This is a genomic window from Desertimonas flava (genome assembly GCF_003426815.1).
In the GTDB taxonomy this organism is placed as follows: domain Bacteria; phylum Actinomycetota; class Acidimicrobiia; order Acidimicrobiales; family Ilumatobacteraceae; genus Desertimonas; species Desertimonas flava.
Genome location: NZ_QKYK01000002.1, coordinates 402140 through 417636, shown reverse-complemented (window position 1 = coordinate 417636; position 15497 = coordinate 402140). Strand labels below are relative to the sequence as shown.

At 68.8% G+C, this 15497-nt stretch carries 12 protein-coding genes; 2 read left to right on the top strand and 10 right to left on the bottom strand.

Annotated features, from left to right (window positions below):
* Positions 1-8 precede the first annotated feature (8 nt).
* Complete coding sequence (locus DN771_RS04530) at positions 9-2084, bottom strand: DUF4012 domain-containing protein (protein ID WP_162941525.1); 2076 nt, start codon at positions 2082-2084, stop codon at positions 9-11.
* A gap of 335 nt (positions 2085-2419) precedes the next feature.
* Between DN771_RS04530 and DN771_RS04525 the strand changes: the two genes are divergently transcribed.
* Positions 2420-3016: a peptidase gene (locus tag DN771_RS04525; RefSeq protein ID WP_162941524.1), complete on the top strand. Its 597-nt coding sequence runs from the start codon at positions 2420-2422 to the stop codon at positions 3014-3016.
* A gap of 334 nt (positions 3017-3350) precedes the next feature.
* Here DN771_RS04525 and DN771_RS04520 read toward each other — a convergent pair whose 3' ends face one another.
* The gene (locus tag DN771_RS04520; protein WP_116996115.1) at positions 3351-4214 is read right to left on the bottom strand and encodes a bifunctional 5,10-methylenetetrahydrofolate dehydrogenase/5,10-methenyltetrahydrofolate cyclohydrolase; all 864 of its coding nucleotides are present in this window, start codon (positions 4212-4214) and stop codon (positions 3351-3353) included.
* A gap of 96 nt (positions 4215-4310) precedes the next feature.
* Here DN771_RS04520 and DN771_RS04515 point away from each other — a divergent pair, with 96 nt between their 5' ends.
* Complete coding sequence (locus tag DN771_RS04515) at positions 4311-5639, top strand: inositol-3-phosphate synthase (protein ID WP_116996114.1); 1329 nt, start codon at positions 4311-4313, stop codon at positions 5637-5639.
* Positions 5640-5726: 87 nt separating this feature from the next.
* Here the strand turns inward: DN771_RS04515 and DN771_RS04510 are convergent, their stop codons facing one another.
* The 8 genes from DN771_RS04510 to DN771_RS04475 form a co-directional block, all read right to left on the bottom strand.
* Entirely contained in the window at positions 5727-6611 is an 885-nt protein-coding gene (locus DN771_RS04510) for a DUF6263 family protein (protein WP_162941523.1), read from the bottom strand.
* A gap of 54 nt (positions 6612-6665) precedes the next feature.
* Positions 6666-7586 carry a hypothetical protein gene (locus tag DN771_RS04505; protein ID WP_116996112.1) on the bottom strand — a complete coding sequence of 307 codons (921 nt, stop codon included), beginning with the start codon at positions 7584-7586 and terminating at the stop codon, positions 6666-6668.
* Positions 7587-8081: 495 nt separating this feature from the next.
* Complete coding sequence (locus DN771_RS04500; protein ID WP_162941522.1) at positions 8082-9950, bottom strand: ABC transporter family substrate-binding protein; 1869 nt, start codon at positions 9948-9950, stop codon at positions 8082-8084.
* Positions 9951-9967: 17 nt separating this feature from the next.
* On the bottom strand, positions 9968-12100 hold the full coding sequence (locus DN771_RS04495) for a dipeptide ABC transporter ATP-binding protein (protein WP_116996110.1): 2133 nt from the start codon (positions 12098-12100) through the stop codon (positions 9968-9970).
* On the bottom strand, positions 12097-13038 hold the full coding sequence (locus DN771_RS04490; RefSeq protein WP_205528419.1) for an ABC transporter permease: 942 nt from the start codon (positions 13036-13038) through the stop codon (positions 12097-12099). Before DN771_RS04490 ends, DN771_RS04495 begins: the two co-directional genes overlap by 4 nt.
* On the bottom strand, positions 13035-14015 hold the full coding sequence (locus tag DN771_RS04485; RefSeq protein ID WP_116996109.1) for an ABC transporter permease: 981 nt from the start codon (positions 14013-14015) through the stop codon (positions 13035-13037). Before DN771_RS04485 ends, DN771_RS04490 begins: the two co-directional genes overlap by 4 nt.
* A gap of 229 nt (positions 14016-14244) precedes the next feature.
* On the bottom strand, positions 14245-14871 hold the full coding sequence (locus DN771_RS04480; protein ID WP_162941521.1) for a DUF1345 domain-containing protein: 627 nt from the start codon (positions 14869-14871) through the stop codon (positions 14245-14247).
* On the bottom strand, positions 14868-15440 hold the full coding sequence (locus DN771_RS04475) for a 5-formyltetrahydrofolate cyclo-ligase (RefSeq protein WP_162941520.1): 573 nt from the start codon (positions 15438-15440) through the stop codon (positions 14868-14870). Before DN771_RS04475 ends, DN771_RS04480 begins: the two co-directional genes overlap by 4 nt.
* Between the last annotated feature and the right edge of the window lie 57 nt (positions 15441-15497).

Below are 15497 nucleotides of genomic sequence, written 5' to 3'. Positions count from 1 at the left end.
CGCCACGCCTACTCGAGAATCTCGAGCGGGTTCGCCATGGGCTGGACCCAGGTGACGATGGCGTCCGGAGCGGCCAGTTGACCAATGAGATCCACAGTCAAATCGATCGACCCCCCAGACGGAATCTCGACGAAGGTGGAGTACACATTCCAGCCCTGCTCGGTCGACCGCTCCAGCTCGAGCTCGGTCCCATCGAGCGTGGCGCCAACAAGATCGAGCGAGCTGTAGAACGACACATAGAGGCGGGTTGTCCCGGGCGGCAGGCCGACCTCACTGCCGATGATGTACCTCGGAAGTCCGCTGTTGGGAGCGGTGTTGGTCAGAACGAGCCTGATCGTGGACGTCGTCACGCCGCTCGCATCGGTCGAGGTCTCGTACGACGCGCTGCGTTCCAGAAAGCTGTCGATCTTGCTGCCGGCCGCGTTGGCGATGGTGACGGACCATCCGTTGCGGCCACTCGGCGTCGGGATCGCGCCGCCTGCCGCGAGGCGGTCGAGCAAGACCTGTTCTCGCGGGTGTGCGCTCCACATCAAGAGTCGTCGGTCGCCGACGTACGGTCCGATCTCCCGAGCGAACGCGATCGGATCGGGAAGTTGACCGTGCATCATGCGATCGAACGCGATCGCTGCCGCCTCGCCCAACGCATCGGTGCGTCGTTCGTTGTCCTCGGATCCGACGATGTACTGGTCGCGAAGCAGGAACCAGAGAGCGTTGTCGCTGTCCAGGTCGACGCCGAGGCTGTCGAGGTGGATCGGGCCGGTGTAGTTCAAGAAGCTCGCGACGACGAACGGATCGACGGCGATCACTCCGTCGATGTGTTGACCCGTCGCTTGCTCGTACAGGTCCGCCGCGATCGAGCCGACCCACGGAAAGCTGGGCGTCACGGCGAGGTTGCGGAATGCCGCATCCCCGACGAGCCCGGCCCCGTCGTTGTCGAAGCCGAACCGTCCGTAGCGCGCCCGGAACTCCTCGAAGCCGTTGACGCGGCCCCCGGCGTTCTCCACGAGCGTGTCGAGATCACTCGCCCGGCCCGCCGGACCGAGCGTCAGGCGTCCGTCAACCACAGCGAGCTCGGCGTAGCTGCCGACGAAGCCGCCCAGACCGCGCGACTCGGACGGGGTCGTGAATAAGAGCAGATAGGTGCGAGGACCGGCGGCGCCCAGCATGTCGGGTGCGAGCTCGATCGCGTTCAGCGCGTTGTCGAGCGACGGAAGGTGCTCGGCGAGGCTGTCGTCGAACTCGTCCAGCTCCTCAGTTGCCCGGCCGACGAGCCACACCGATCGCGAGCCGACCGACTCCTCACGGAGCTGCACGAGCTCGTCACGGACCCGATTGAGCGGCGCTTGAAGGGCGACGAGCGCCTCGAGGTCGATCCGGGAGTCGGTCACCCTCAACTCGTCGAGGTCGACCTCGCCGAGCGCCGCGGCCACCGCTGAGGCGCCGTCGGCGCCGATCTGGCTCAAGCGCTCCAGAGCATTGCGATGCTGCGCGACGACGGGCACGGCTCGGGCCGGGAACGTCAGTATCGAGTTGACCTCTTCGTTCGCCGACTGCAGGAGGTCGGCGGACCGCTGGAACCACATGGCTGCCGCTTCGAAGTCGCCCGACTCCACGGCGGCGACTCCGAACTCGGCCGCGTCCACGCCGTCCACGAGTTCCTGACGGGAACGCAGCGTGACGATTCCGAACGCCGCACTCGACGCGACGACCGAGAGGCACAGCAGTGCTGACGTCAGCCACACGACCCTGCGCACACGACGGGAGAACGCCCGAAGACCGACCACGGCGACGATGACAGCCGTACCGCAGGCGACCAACGCCGACAGCCCGAGAACGCCCCGCAGCTCACTACGCGCCAACGCGTTGAGACAACAGCCCCACGACGCGGCGAGCAGCCACGAACGGAGGGGGACGGCCGTCAAGAGCGGCACCAACGCCAACACCAGGGCACTGCCAGCCACGACGGCAGGGACGAGGGCCCCGGAGATCACGATTGACGAGGTCGCCGCCACCACCAACGTCCATGCGGGGGCTCGGGAACCGAGAGCACCCGCGGCACCAGCAGCGCCAGCGACGAGAATCACGTCGACTCCTGCCTGACCGGTGGGCGAGAGACCACGGCCGAGAACGATCAAGGCGACGCAGGACCCGAGCAACGGTGCGAACCTCGATACCGCCGGCGCACGCCTCGGTTGTTCGCGGAGCGCCGGGACCACCGGCGGAGCATACGAGTCGGCATCCCGGATCACGTCGCACTTCGCCCATTTAGTGCTTGGCACGCATAGCGCGTTCCGCTATAGTGCCGCTCAGTTCTCACGCGAGAACGGCGGCCCGCGGCGGCGGGGAATCTGATGGATCCTTGCGGAAGGATGCATCGCATGCCCGGAGACGGGCGGCGGACAACAAAGGCGGAATTGACATGAAGACGCGTATTGCGCGGCTTGCTACCACATTGCTCATCGGCGGCGCGTTCGTCGTCACGACTGTACCCGCGGGCGCATCGGCTCTTGGTGGCGAGGCGCCCAGCGTCGCTCCGGCGGCCGACTGCGGCGGCAGCGACTACCCCCTCACCACGTGCACGACCGTGGCACAGCCCACGCTGACGGTCGAGTTGGTGGCCCCGCTCTGTGAGCACGACACCCCCTATCTCGTGTATCGGGTGAGGGCCACCGGGACGTCGGCGACGACCGTCACCATCACCTTCCGCGGTGCCGGCGGCGAGGAGTTCGTGTACACGAACCAGCCGCTCTCGGGCCGCGTGCTGTGGCCGGGTGCGGTGGTCTCGGGGGGCGCCACGATCGACTGGCCGGGCTGGACGCAGAACTCCGACGGCTCCTGGACCGAAGGGGACGAGTGGAGCTGGGCCCGTGCGCCGCTGACCGTCTACTTCCAGGTCAATCCCGAAGCGTCGGCGTCGGTGACTTATCCTCCCGCGAGCCCGCTCTGCGTACCCGGGCCGCGAGTGGAAGGCGGCGGTGGCCAGACGCCGTCGTTCGTCTTGCCCGAGACCCTCTGAGCTTCGTCGTATGGGGCTCGGGCTGCGGCGGCAGCCCGAGCCCCGTCGTCCGGCGCATTCGTCGCCGGTAGCAGGTGGCCGGTTCGGTGCCCGCCTCGGCGGAGCGAGCACTGGATCGGCCCCCCTGCGATCGACACATCGCGGACCAGATCCGCCAGCTCTCGTCGCCTTCGCCATGGCGACGAACGGCGTCGTGGTGGGCTCGGGGGTCCGCCATCGATCCTGCCACGGCGCCCTCTTATGACGGCTCATGCCGCCCAGCACGCACACCGTCGTGCCAATGGCGGTGAGCACGCGTCACGCTTCGGGAAGTGCGCCCTGCCGCCGGCCAGGGTCAGCGCACGCCGGCGCGTCGTTCGGCTGCCTCCACGGTGTTGCGGAACAGCATGGCGATCGTAGTGGGCCCCACGCCGCCGACGCGCGGCGTGATCCACCCGGCGACCTCCTCACAACGCTCGTCGACGTCGGGGAGCAACCGCCGACCCTCGTAGCGGACGCCGCCACCGACGACCACGGCCCCCGGACGGATGTGCTCGGGCTGGAGGATTCCCGGCACGCCGGCGGCGGCGATCACGATGGGGGCCCGGCGGGTGTATTCGGGCCAGTCGGGCACACCGGTGTGCACGACGGTGACCGCGGCGTTGGCGGTGGGACGCTTCAAGGAGAGCAGGAGCGACAGCGGCCGGCCGAGCGTGAACCCGCGGCCGAGCACCACCACCTCACGACCCGAGACCGGGATCTCGTAGAACGCCAGCAGCGCCTCGATACCGGCAGGCGTGCACGGGATCGGCCCGTCCATGCCAAGCGCCAACCGACCCATGTTCATCGGATGCTGACCGTCGGCATCCTTGTCGGGGTCGAGCTCGGCCAACGCCGCCTCGTAGTCGATGTGCGGCGGCGTCGGGTGCTGGATGAGCACCGCGTCGATCTCGGCAGCGGCATTCATCTCGCGAACGGCGGCCACGACGTCGGCCTGGGATGCGTCGTCGGCGAGATGGATGTGGGCGTTGGCGAACCCGAGCTCGGCCGCCCGCTCCTGCTTGATGCGGATGTATCCCTCGGACGCCGAATCGCTGCCCACGAGGATCGTGCCGAGGCCCGGGTTGTGACCGGCGTCGCGCAACCGGGACACCCGTCCGTCGAGGTCGGCGAAGATCGCATCGGCGACGGGCTTTCCGGGCATCATCACGGCGGACATGGGGCCAGATGGTAGGGGTGACGGGCAGCCAACGCCCCCTCACGGCCGCCGGGCGACTACCTGCGTCCGGCCGGCGGCCCAATAGCCTTGCGACCGATGAATCCTCCTCCTTCCCCAACCGTGCAGCCCGCCGACGGGCGCCTCGGTGTTCTCACCGTCGGGCTCGGTGCCGTCGCCTCGACCCTGATCGCAGGTGTCGAGCTCGTCAAGCGAGGCCTGGCCCAGCCGATCGGCTCGCTGGCCCTCATGGACACGATCCGCCTCGGCAAGCGCACCGATGACCGTCACCCCTTCATTCGTGACTTCGTGCCGCTGGCGCCGCTCGACGACATCGTGTTCGGCGCCTGGGACCCGTTCCCGGACGACGCCTACGTCGCCGCCCAGCGGGCCGGCGTGCTCGAGGGCGGCAAGCACATCGAGCAGGTGTCGGAGGCACTCCGCGACGTCCGCCCGATGCCGGCGGCGTTCGACCGCACGTACGTGAAGAACATCGACGCCGACAACGTCCAGGCGTCGATCGACAAGCGCTCGATGCTCAACGCGATCCGCGAGGACATCAACCGCTTCCGTGAGGAGAAGCAGGTCGACCGCGTCGTCATGCTCTGGGCGGCGTCGACCGAGATCTTCATCGAACCCGGCCCGGCCCACATGGACCTCGAGTCCTTCGAGAAGGCGATCGACGCCAACGATCCCACGATCGCCCCGTCGATGCTCTACGCCTACGCCGCCCTGCTGGAGGGCGTGCCGTTCAACAACGGGGCCCCGAACCTCGCGGTGGACACACCGGTGCTCCGCCAGCTGGCAACCGAGCGCAACGTCCCGATCTCGGGTAAGGACTTCAAGACCGGCCAGACGCTGGTGAAGACGGTGCTGGCCCCGATGCTCAAGGCCCGCATGCTCGGGTTGTCGGGTTGGTACTCCACCAACATCCTCGGCAACCGCGATGGCGAGGTGCTCGACGACCCCGACAACTTCAAGACCAAGGAGGAGTCGAAGCTCGGCGTGCTCGAAGACATCCTCCAGCCCGACCGCTTCCCCGAGCTCTACGGCGACATCTTCCACAAGGTGCGCATCAACTACTACCCGCCCCGCGGCGACAACAAGGAAGGGTGGGACAACATCGACATCTTCGGGTGGCTCGGCTACCCGATGCAGATCAAGGTCGACTTCCTGTGCCGCGACTCGATCCTCGCCGCTCCCCTCGCGCTCGACCTCGTGCTGTTCTCCGACCTCGCCCAGCGCGCCGGGCTCGGCGGCATCCAGGAATGGCTGAGCTTCTACTACAAGAGCCCGCAGGTGGCGCCGGGCCTCTACCCCGAGCACGACCTCTTCACCCAGTTGGTGAAGCTGAAGAACACCCTGCGCTGGCTGATGGGTGAGGACCAGATCACCCACCTCGGCCGCGAGTACTACGCCGCGGTGTAGCGCCGGGGCGCCCGGGCTCGACGAACGAGGGCCTCACGGTCGGTGCCTGGCACCAACCGTGAGGCCCTCCGCCGTCGATGGCCGCTGTCACGCCGGCAGGGGGAGCCCGTCGGCTTCGAGTGTCAGGTCGATGACCAGCTCGAGCGATCCTTCGCCGTCCGCGTGCATCGTGATCGCCTGGTTCTGCGTCACCGACATCGCCAGCGGGTTGTCGCGACGTCCGACCACGGTGCCGGTGGCGAGGACGTCGCCGTCGACGTCGGTCCCCTGGATCTCGTCGGAGAACTCCGACGAGGCGGTCATCTCCAAGGTGTACGTCTCGGCGTCGAGGGCGACCAGCTCGTAGTCGAGTGTCATCGGGATCTCGATGCCCTCGGACTCGATCTCGGTCTCCTCGGACCACGTGTCGCCGACGGCCACCGCCACCTCGGGGAAGGTGACCGTCGCCGCCTGGGCCTGATCGCCGAACTCCTCGAACGCGTCACGCTGGTCGTCGGTCAGCGAGTCCTCGTCGGCGAGTTCGACGTCGCCCATCTCACCGTCCGCATCGAACTCCTGCGTGTAGCTGACACCGACGAGATCATCGAGCGTGGACAGGTCGGCTCCGTCCGGGGCCTCGAGCACCTCGGTCGAGTCGAACGTGATCTGGAGCACGCCACTGCCGTCCTCGTCGACCTCGATCACCTCGGACGTCATCGCCATCTCGAAGTCCACCGTGAACGACTCCCCGCCGAGCATGCTGCCGCTCATCTCGGTCGTGAAACGTCCGGTCTGGACGGCGGTCTGGCCCACCTCGTAGGCGATCGGGAACTGGATCTCGTCGGCGGCTGCGGCGGTGGCCGCATCCGAGGTCGGCGGCTCGCTCGACGCGGCGCCGGCGGTGCCGGCAGCCAGTCCGGCCACGGCCAGGCCGCACACGGCACCTCCGGTCATGGCGCGGCGGACGATCGGGGTGATTCGATTCGTAGTCACGGAGGATCCGACGTGGCGACACCGCCGCGAGTTCGGGCGCAGGCGCCCGCCCCGTCAGCCGGCGGTGGTCGAGTCGGTGGTCGAGTCGGCAGGGGTGTCGCTCGGCGACGTTCCCTCGTCCAGCGGCTCGATGCCCTCGGCGCGAGTCGCGACGTCCACGGACATCTCGAGCGTGCCCTCCCCCTCGACCGACATGTCGACGAGCTGGCGGAGCTGCGCCGTGACGGCGAGCGGGTTCTCGACGTCGCCACGGATGACGCCGCGGGCCGAGATCGACCCGGTGACGTCCTCGCCGCCCACCGTGTCGTCGATCGGGCTGCCGTATTCGACGGTGATGGTGTACACGCCATCCACGACGTCGATCAGCTCGTAGCGGTCGATCACGACGATCTCGACACCCTGCGAGAGCAGCGTCGAGTCGCTCGCCCAGGTCGCCCCGACGCCGACGGGCTCGGTGGGGAACGTGATCGTGCTCGTCGACGCCTGACCGATCATGTCCTCGGCAGCCGCCCGCTGGGCGTCGCTGAGCGAGTCCTCGTCGACCAGCTCCGTGTCGACGACGGAGCCGTCGGCCGCGTACGTCTCCCGGTAGCGAACTCCGACGAGGTCTTCGAACGCTCCGGTGTCGACGCCTTCGTCGGAAGCGTCGACGGCCGCCGCGACGTACTCGGACTCGACGACCGCACCACCGTCGTCGGTGAGCTCGACGACCTCCGAGTGGTACTCGACCGAGACGGTGATCGAGTACTCGTCGTCGGTCGGGCCGCTCACCGAGACCGAGGAGGTGAACTCGCCCGAGAGGGTCGCCGTCTGTCCGACGGCGAACGCCGCGGGGAGGACGTAGGTGTCCCCCGATCCCGTGTCGTCGACGACGACGGTGCCCGGCACGACCGTCGCCTCGTCGTCCCCGCCACAGCCTCCCAGCACCCCCGCCCCGACGAGCAACACGACGACGGCAACGTTGGAGTGGCGCACGACGAGACACCCTATTGACCGAGACCACCACCACCCACCACCCTCCGGTGAGACGCGACGGCCCAGGCCGAAGTGCCGACCCAGCGCGCTCGCAGCGGCCTATTCCGTACGCACATCCATCGTTCAACCCTCACCGAAGCGGGAGGAGCGTCCGCAGTGCAGACTCAGGCGATTCAGCGAGCGCAGCGAGCGTCCCGAAGTCCGAGGAGGTAGGGCGGCGGAGCGCTAGCGGAGCCGCCCGGCGCGCGCGGCCTGCGTGGCCGGGGAACGCAACAGCGCGACAACGTCCGGAGTTCAGCGAGCGCAGCGAGCGTCCTGAAGTCCGAGGAGGTAGGGCGGCGGAGCGCTAGCGGAGCCGACCGGCGCGCGCGGCCTGCGTGGCCGGGGAACGCAACAAAACGGCCCGGCGGGGATGGAACCCGCCGGGCCGTTGCGGCACTCAGGAGGTAAGGAGCGCCGATGGATGGCCGCACGCCGGAGCGCGCGACGCGAGGGTCAGCTCACGTAGCCGATGTTGGTCCAGTCACGAGGCGTCATGAAGCCGAAGGCGCCGATGTTGGCGAGGTCGGCGTTCACCGCGATCAGCTCGGGCCGCTGGTACAGCGGGAGCGTGTGGCCGTACTCCCACAGGATCTGGTCGATCTGGTTGGCGAGCTCGGACCGGGTTTCGTCGTCGGTGTTGGTCGCCAGGTCGGCGAGCAGCGGCTCGAGCTCGGGGATCGACGAGAACCCGAAGTTGCTGTCGGAGCCGTCGCCGTAGAGCTGGTTCACGCCACGGAACGGGAACGGGGTGCCGAGCCACGAGAAGGCGATCACCTCGAAGTTGCCCGCCACCAGCTCGTCGGACCAGTTGTCCTGCGTGAGGTCGACGATCTCGACCTCGATGCCGACGTCGCCGAGCTGGGCCTGGAAGAGCTGCGCTTCGTTCTCCGACACCGGCACGCCGACGATCTGCGAGAAGCGGATCGTCAGTCGCTGACCGTCCTTCTCACGCACGCCGTCATCGCCCATCACCCAGCCGGCGTCGTCGAGGATCGTCGCCGCCACCTCCGGGTCGTAGCGGCCCCACTCGCCGCCGTTGTCCTGGTACCACTGCGAGTTCTCGACGACGATGTGGTTGTTGAGCGGCTTGGCCGGCCACGGGATGCCGGCGAGGTCCGACGCCCCGATCGCCGCCCGGTCGAGCGACAGCTGGATCGCCTGGCGGATGGCTTGCTCCTGCACCAACCCGCCGTTGGGCCCGGAGTTCATCGTGAAATGACGCCAGTTGGGACCGGCGGCGGCGCGGATCTCGCCCCCGGGCGTGCTCGACGCCAGGGCGTAGCCATTGGCGTCGACACCGATGTCGTAGTAGTCGAGCTCGCCGTTGGCGAACGCCTGGCCGGTGGCATCGGACGACACCACGCGGAAGATGATCTTGTCGAGCAGGGGCGCCTCGCCCCACCAGTCGGGGTTGGGCACCATCTCGATGACGCCCTGGTTGGCGTCGTACGTGCCGACGATGAACGGCCCAGCGAACCAGTCGTTGTTGAGCTCGCCGATCCAGCCCGTGTTGTAGGTCTCCGGGTCGGCGATCGTCGCCGCCGGCTGCAGGTTGCTGAACAGCGCCTCGTAGTCGGGGTAGTCGCGGCAGAACTTGACGACCACCTGATATTCGTCGACGCCCTGCTCGACGGCGCCGATGAGGTCGAACCCTTCGGTGTCGCGGACCTGGAACTCCTCGTTCACCCCGTTGAGGGCGAGCCACGTGGCCTCGTAGTCGACCCAGGTGATGGGGTCCCCGCTGTTCCAGTGGGCCTCGGGGTTGAGCGTGTAGGTGACGGTGTAGGGGTCGTCACCAAGCTCGCACGGCGCTCCCGATGTCCCGGCGGCGTCCGATCCGGCCGGCTCGGTCGTCGCCGTGGCCGGGCGCCGCAGTCCGGTGGCGGCCGTCTCGGTGGCGGCCGTCTCGGTGCCGGCCGTCTCGCCGGCCGTGTCGCCGCCGCTCTCCTCCACGGAGAGCACGTAGTCGGTGTCGACGGTCAGCTCGCCGTTCTCGTCGGAGAGGAACGGGAAGTACGACATCGGCTCGATGATGTCGGAATAGTCGATCTGGCCGCCGTCGGGGTGGTTGATGTTCCAGTTGTCGGCGAGCGACGCGACGGGCCAGCGCAGCTCGCCGCCCTGCTGCAGGTTCTCCCGCGGCTGGGGATTGATGTTGATCGTCGTGTTGGGATCGAGCTCGGTCGTCGGTCCGGCAGCGTCGTCCGGCGGGGCGCTCTGAGGTCCCCCGGCTGCGGCGACGCCGGCACCGCCGACGGCCACGACAGCCGCGACGGCTGCGGCAGCGCGGAGTGGTCCCCGCACGGTTCGAGTAGATCTCATCGATGTCCTCCCGGAACTCATGATGTCGGTTGCTTGTCGCGCACGACCTCGACCACTCGTTGGAAGTGGCAGGCCACGGCGTGGTCGCCCGCGGTCCCGACGAGGTCGGGATCGTCGGAGACGCACCGTTGGCGGTCGGCGTCGCCCAGGGTGGCGAACAGGGGGCACCGCGTCCGGAAGCGACATCCGGACGGGCGCTCGAGGGGGCTCGGCAGGTCGCCCTGCAGCAGGATCCGGACTCGCTCGCGCTCCTTGACCGGATCGGGAATGGGGATCGCCGACAGCAGCGCCTGGGTGTAGGGGTGCCGCGGCTCGGCGAACAACTGGTTCGTCTCGCCGATCTCGACGATGCGGCCGAGGTACATCACCGCCACGCGGTCGGCGATGTGGCGGACCACCGCCAGATCGTGGGCGACGAACAGATAGGAAAGCCCGAGGCGCGACCGCAGCTCGTCGAGCAGGTTGATCACGCCGGCCTGAATCGACACGTCGAGCGAGGCGACCGGTTCGTCGAGCACCACGAGCTTGGGTTCGAGGGCGAGTGCTCGGGCGATGCAGATGCGTTGGCGCTGGCCACCGGAGAAGTGCTGCGGGTAGCGGCTCACGTGCGACGGCTCGAGCCCGACGAGCTCCATCAGGTCGGCGACGCGTACGGCGATGTCGGCCTTCGACATCCCGTGGGTCCGCAACGGTTCGGCGAGCAGGTCGAACACCGGCATCCGGGGGTCGAGCGATGCCATCGGATCCTGGAACACGACCTGCAGGTCGCGCCGGATCGCCGTGCGCTCGGCCCGGCCCGACAGCGAGGCGACGTCCCTGCCGAGAACCGCCACCGACCCGGCCTCGGGGGGCAGGAGGTCGAGGATCTGCAGCAGGGTGGTCGTCTTCCCGCAGCCCGACTCGCCGACGAGACCCAGCGTCTCTCCCTCGCGGATGTCGAACGACACGCCGTCGACCGCGTGCACGGTGCCGATGCGGCGCTTGAACACGGCGCCCTTGGTGAGCGGGAAGGACTTGTGCATGCCGTCCACCCGCAGCACCGTCACTCGGTCGTCCCGGTCGACGGCCGCGAGCACCGGCTGGGTCCGTTCGGGGACGGGGAAGATGTCGGCGTAGCCGAGGTTCCCGCCGGCCACCTCGTCGCTGCGGACGCACGCCACCCGGTGATCGGCCCCGGAGTCGACCGGCTCGAGCACCGGCTCGAGCTCGCGGCAGCGGTCCTCGGCGAGGGGACAGCGCGGGGCGAACGGGCAGCCCGGCGGCAGGTCGAGCAGCGATGGGGGGTTGCCTTCGACCGGGGCGAGCGGACCCCGCTCGCGGTCGTCGAGACGCGGGACCGACCCGAGCAGGCCGATGGTGTAGGGCATGCGCGGGCGCTGGTAGATGTCGTCCACCGAGCCGGTCTCCACGGCGCGGCCGGCATACATCACCTGCACGCGGTCGGCGAGGCCGGCGACCACGCCGAGGTCGTGGGTGATCATGATCACCGCCGCCCCGGTCTCGTGTCGGGCCGTCTTGAGGACCTCCAGCACCTGGGCCTGGATGGTGACGTCGAGCGCGGTGGTCGGCTCGTCGGCGATGATGACGTCGGGGTCATTGGCGATCGCCATGGCGATCATCACCCGCTGGCGCATCCCCCCGGAGAACTCGTGGGGGAACGACTTCAGGCGCATTCGCGGGTTGGGGATGCCGACGAGCTCGAGCAGCTCGGCGGCTCGGCGGCGCGCCGCATCCCCTCGAATCGACGAGTGGACCTGAAGCGCCTCGACGATCTGGTCGCCGACGGTGTAGATCGGAGTGAGCGCCGACAGCGGGTCCTGGAACACCATGGCGATCTCGGTGCCGCGGCGCCGGGACAGCTCCCGGTCGGTCCGACCGAGCAGCTCGTCGCCGTGCAGGGTGACCGAACCGGACACCTTCGCCGAGGCGGGGAGCAGCCCCATGATCGCCATCGAGGTCACCGACTTGCCGGAGCCCGACTCGCCGACGATGCCCAGCACCTCGCCGGCGGCGACGTCGAACGACACCCCGCGGACGGCGCTCACCACGCCGTCCTCGGACGGGAACGACACGTGCAGGTCGCGCACACTGAGCACCGTCCCGGCTGCGGTCCGCCGGGTCTTGCGCTCCACCGTCCCGAGCTCGCTCATGCGCGCCCTCCCGACCGTGAGGACGGGTCGAGGGCGTCGCGCAGCCCGTCGCCCACGAAGTTGATCGACACCACCATCAGCACGAGGAATCCGGCACCCGAGTAGAACGTCCACGGGTACGTGGTCGCCATCCGGGCTCCGTCGCCGATCAACGTCCCGAGCGACACGTCCGGCGGTCGGATCCCGAAGCCGAAGAACGACAAGCCCGTCTCGGCGATGACCGCGGCGCCGATCGCCAGCGTCGCGTCGATGATCAGCAGGGACGAGATGTTGGGCAGGATGTGGCGCAGCACGATGCGCCAGCCGGGCACGCCCATGTAGCGGGCGGCGGTGACGTACTCTCGCTCCTTGACCGACATGGCCAGGCTGCGGACCACGCGCGCCGACAGCATCCAGCCCAGCCCGGCGAGCATCACGACGAGCAGCAACAGGCTGCTGCCGCCCCCGGCGACGTTGATGATGATGGCGATGATCAGGAACGCCGGCAGCACCAAGAGGAGATCGATCACCCACATCGCGATGCGGTCGAACCAGCCGCCGAAGTAGGCGGCGAACGAGCCGACGAGGGCGGCGATCGTGGTCGAGCCGAGCCCTACGGCGAGGCCGATCAGCATCGACTTGCGCAGACCCTGGAGCGCCATGGCGAACAGGTCGCGGCCGTTCTGCGTCGTGCCGAACCAGTGCCGGCGGCTCGGTCCCTGGAGGTTGTAGCCGGGGTCGAGCTCCGTGTGGGTCCAGTCGGCGATCAGCCACGGGCCGGCGAGCGCCAGCAGGGCGAGCATCACCAACACGACCAACCCGGCGACGGCCATCCGGTTGCGCCGGAACCGGCGCCACACCAGGGCCCGTCGCGAGAAGCGCTGGCGAGGGGCGTCGGCGTCGGGCTCAGCGAGCTCGCCGAACGCTTCGGTGTCGATCTGGAGCGGGACGGCGCTCACGACACCCTCACCCTGGGGTCGAGCACCACGACGAAGAGCTCTGAGGCGATGGCACCGACCATGACGCACACGCCCGAGAAGGCGGCGACAGCGACCGTGCCGTGGACATCCTGGTTGAGCAGGGACTGGATGAAGTACTCGCCCATCCCGTGCCAGCCGAACAACGTCTCGGTGAACGTCGCGCCGACGAAGATCGTGGCCACCTGGAAGGCGAACAGCGTTCCCGTGGGGATCAACGCGGTCCGCAGCCCGTGCTTGAACACGGCCCGGCGGCGGCTCAGACCCTTCGCCTGGGCGGTGCGGACGTAGTCCGCACCGAGCGTGTCGAGCATCAGGTTGCGCTGGTAGCGACTGAAGAAGGCGATCTGGGTGAGCGCCAGACCGATCGTCGGCAGGAGGAGGTGCTGCAGCCGATCGAGGAACGGCGAGATCCACGTCCCGCTGTGGCGACCGGTCTCGCCGGTGAACTCGAACAGGTTCCAGCCCGTCTTGCGGTTGATCCAGATGGCGCTGATCTGGAGGACGACGGCGATGACCGGCACGGGAGTCGACAGGACGACCAACGACCCGAGCGTGACCGCCCGGTCCGACGCCTTGTACTGGCGGGTGGCGGTCCAGGCGCCGACGATCACACCCACCACGGCGCCGACGACGAAGCCGACGGTGACCAGCCGGACGCTCACCCAGACCTTGGCACTGATGGCCTCGTTCACGGAACCGCCCGACGGTGACACGCCCCAGTCCCAGCGGATCACGTCACGGAGCCACGTCCAGTAGCGCTCGATCAGCGGCGTTCGCGGGCTCAGGTTCTTGTCGGCCAGTGCGCTATAGATCGAGTCCCAATCCCGGTTGGGATTGGTGATGTCCTGCAGAGCCAGCGGATTCAGCTGTGATGCGGCGAGGAAGTAGACGATGGTGACCGCGACGAACAGCAGGATCACGTAGTTGAGCGTCCGTTTGAGCAGGTACCGAGCCAAGCATCACCTCCCACGACTCGTCGCGCGATTCCCCGATCCAGATGATCAGACCCGGAACCATAGAGGGAGATTCAGACGAATTCCCCCAACACGCAATCCCGTTCAAGACGGGCCAAACCATCGCGCAATCGCGTTCAAGTGCCTGCCCTGAGCGACTTGACAATTTGGATCAAGCCACGCGCAACTCGGTCCAAGCTATACCTGCTCGAGGCCGCCGGCGCGATCGGGATCAGAGCAGTCCGGCGACGACGTTGATCACAGAAGCGATGATCACGGCCCCGAACAGGTACGACAGCAAGGCGTGCTTGAGCAGCACACGGCGGAACCTCGGGGTCAGCAGTCCGGTGTCGGACACCTGGTACGTCATCCCGATCGTGAACGACAGATAGGCGAAGTCGGCGTAGCTCGGCGAGGCGACGCCCGGGAAGTCGACGCCGCCTTCGGGGTCGGAATAGAAGAGGTGGGCGTAGCGCAGGGTGAAGTCGGTGTTGATCGACAGCCACGAGGCGATGACCGTGACGATGGCGGTGGCGACGAGCGTCACCTGCTGCCACGTCGGATCGACACTCGCCGACTTGTGGAGCCCGACGCCGGCTCCGCCGAGCGACATCACTCCTGCGGCGACCACGATCAGCCCGCGCAACGCCCGGGAATCGTCCTCGACGGTGCTGTGCCGGCGAGTCTCGTCGCCGTCGGCCGGCCCGATCTCCCACCACACGGCGACGAGGTAGGCGATGGTGGCCGCGTTCCACCCGGCGAGCAGGGCGAGCTGCCACGGTCCCACGAGGGCGACCACCGTGCCGGCGACGATGCCCGCCGCGGCGAGCACGACGAGGCGACGCTCGGCCGGGCTCACGGCCGGCTCGCCGCGCCGGCGTCCGTGATGACGGCATCGAGCCGGACGTCGTGGGCTGCGGTGGGCATGTCGGCGACGAGCTGCTCGCTGAACCCGACACCGACGCGCAGGCAGTGCGGGCCGACCCCGACGAGGAAGCGGTCGTAGTGCCCACGGCCCCGACCGAGACGGTGACCGTCGGGCGAGAACGCCAGGCCGGGCACGACGACCACGTCGAGCGTCGCCGGAGGGACTCGTCCGGGGACGACCCACATCACGTCGCCGTCCACCTCCGGCACGAACACCTGGACGTGCTGCTCGCCGCACCAGTCGACGAACCACGTGAGATCGGGCTCGGTGCGAAACGGCTCGAACACCATCACCCGCTGCTCACGTCTGCCATCGGCGGCCGGGCCCCCGATGGCGAGGCGCTCGAGGTGGGCGGCGACGACCTCCACCAATCCGCCGCAGACGCGCCGAGAACGCTCACCTCGACGAGCGGGGTCGCTCCCGATCACCCGCGTGACCGCCAGCATCCGCGAGCGCAGTGCCCGCTTGGCGTCGTCGAGGGACCCGGTGGTCGGAGCCACCCGGAGACTCTCGCACACCTGCCGGGCTCCGGCGGCCAGCCGTACGATCTGGGCGGG

Coding starts and splice junctions, on each gene's coding strand:
- DN771_RS04525 (WP_162941524.1), top strand. CDS start 2,420: ATGAAGACGCGTATTGCGCGGCTTGCTACCACATTGCTCATCGGCGGC.
- DN771_RS04520 (WP_116996115.1), bottom strand. CDS start 4,214: ATGTCCGCCGTGATGATGCCCGGAAAGCCCGTCGCCGATGCGATCTTC.
- DN771_RS04515 (WP_116996114.1), top strand. CDS start 4,311: ATGAATCCTCCTCCTTCCCCAACCGTGCAGCCCGCCGACGGGCGCCTC.
- DN771_RS04500 (WP_162941522.1), bottom strand. CDS start 9,950: ATGAGATCTACTCGAACCGTGCGGGGACCACTCCGCGCTGCCGCAGCC.
- DN771_RS04495 (WP_116996110.1), bottom strand. CDS start 12,100: ATGAGCGAGCTCGGGACGGTGGAGCGCAAGACCCGGCGGACCGCAGCC.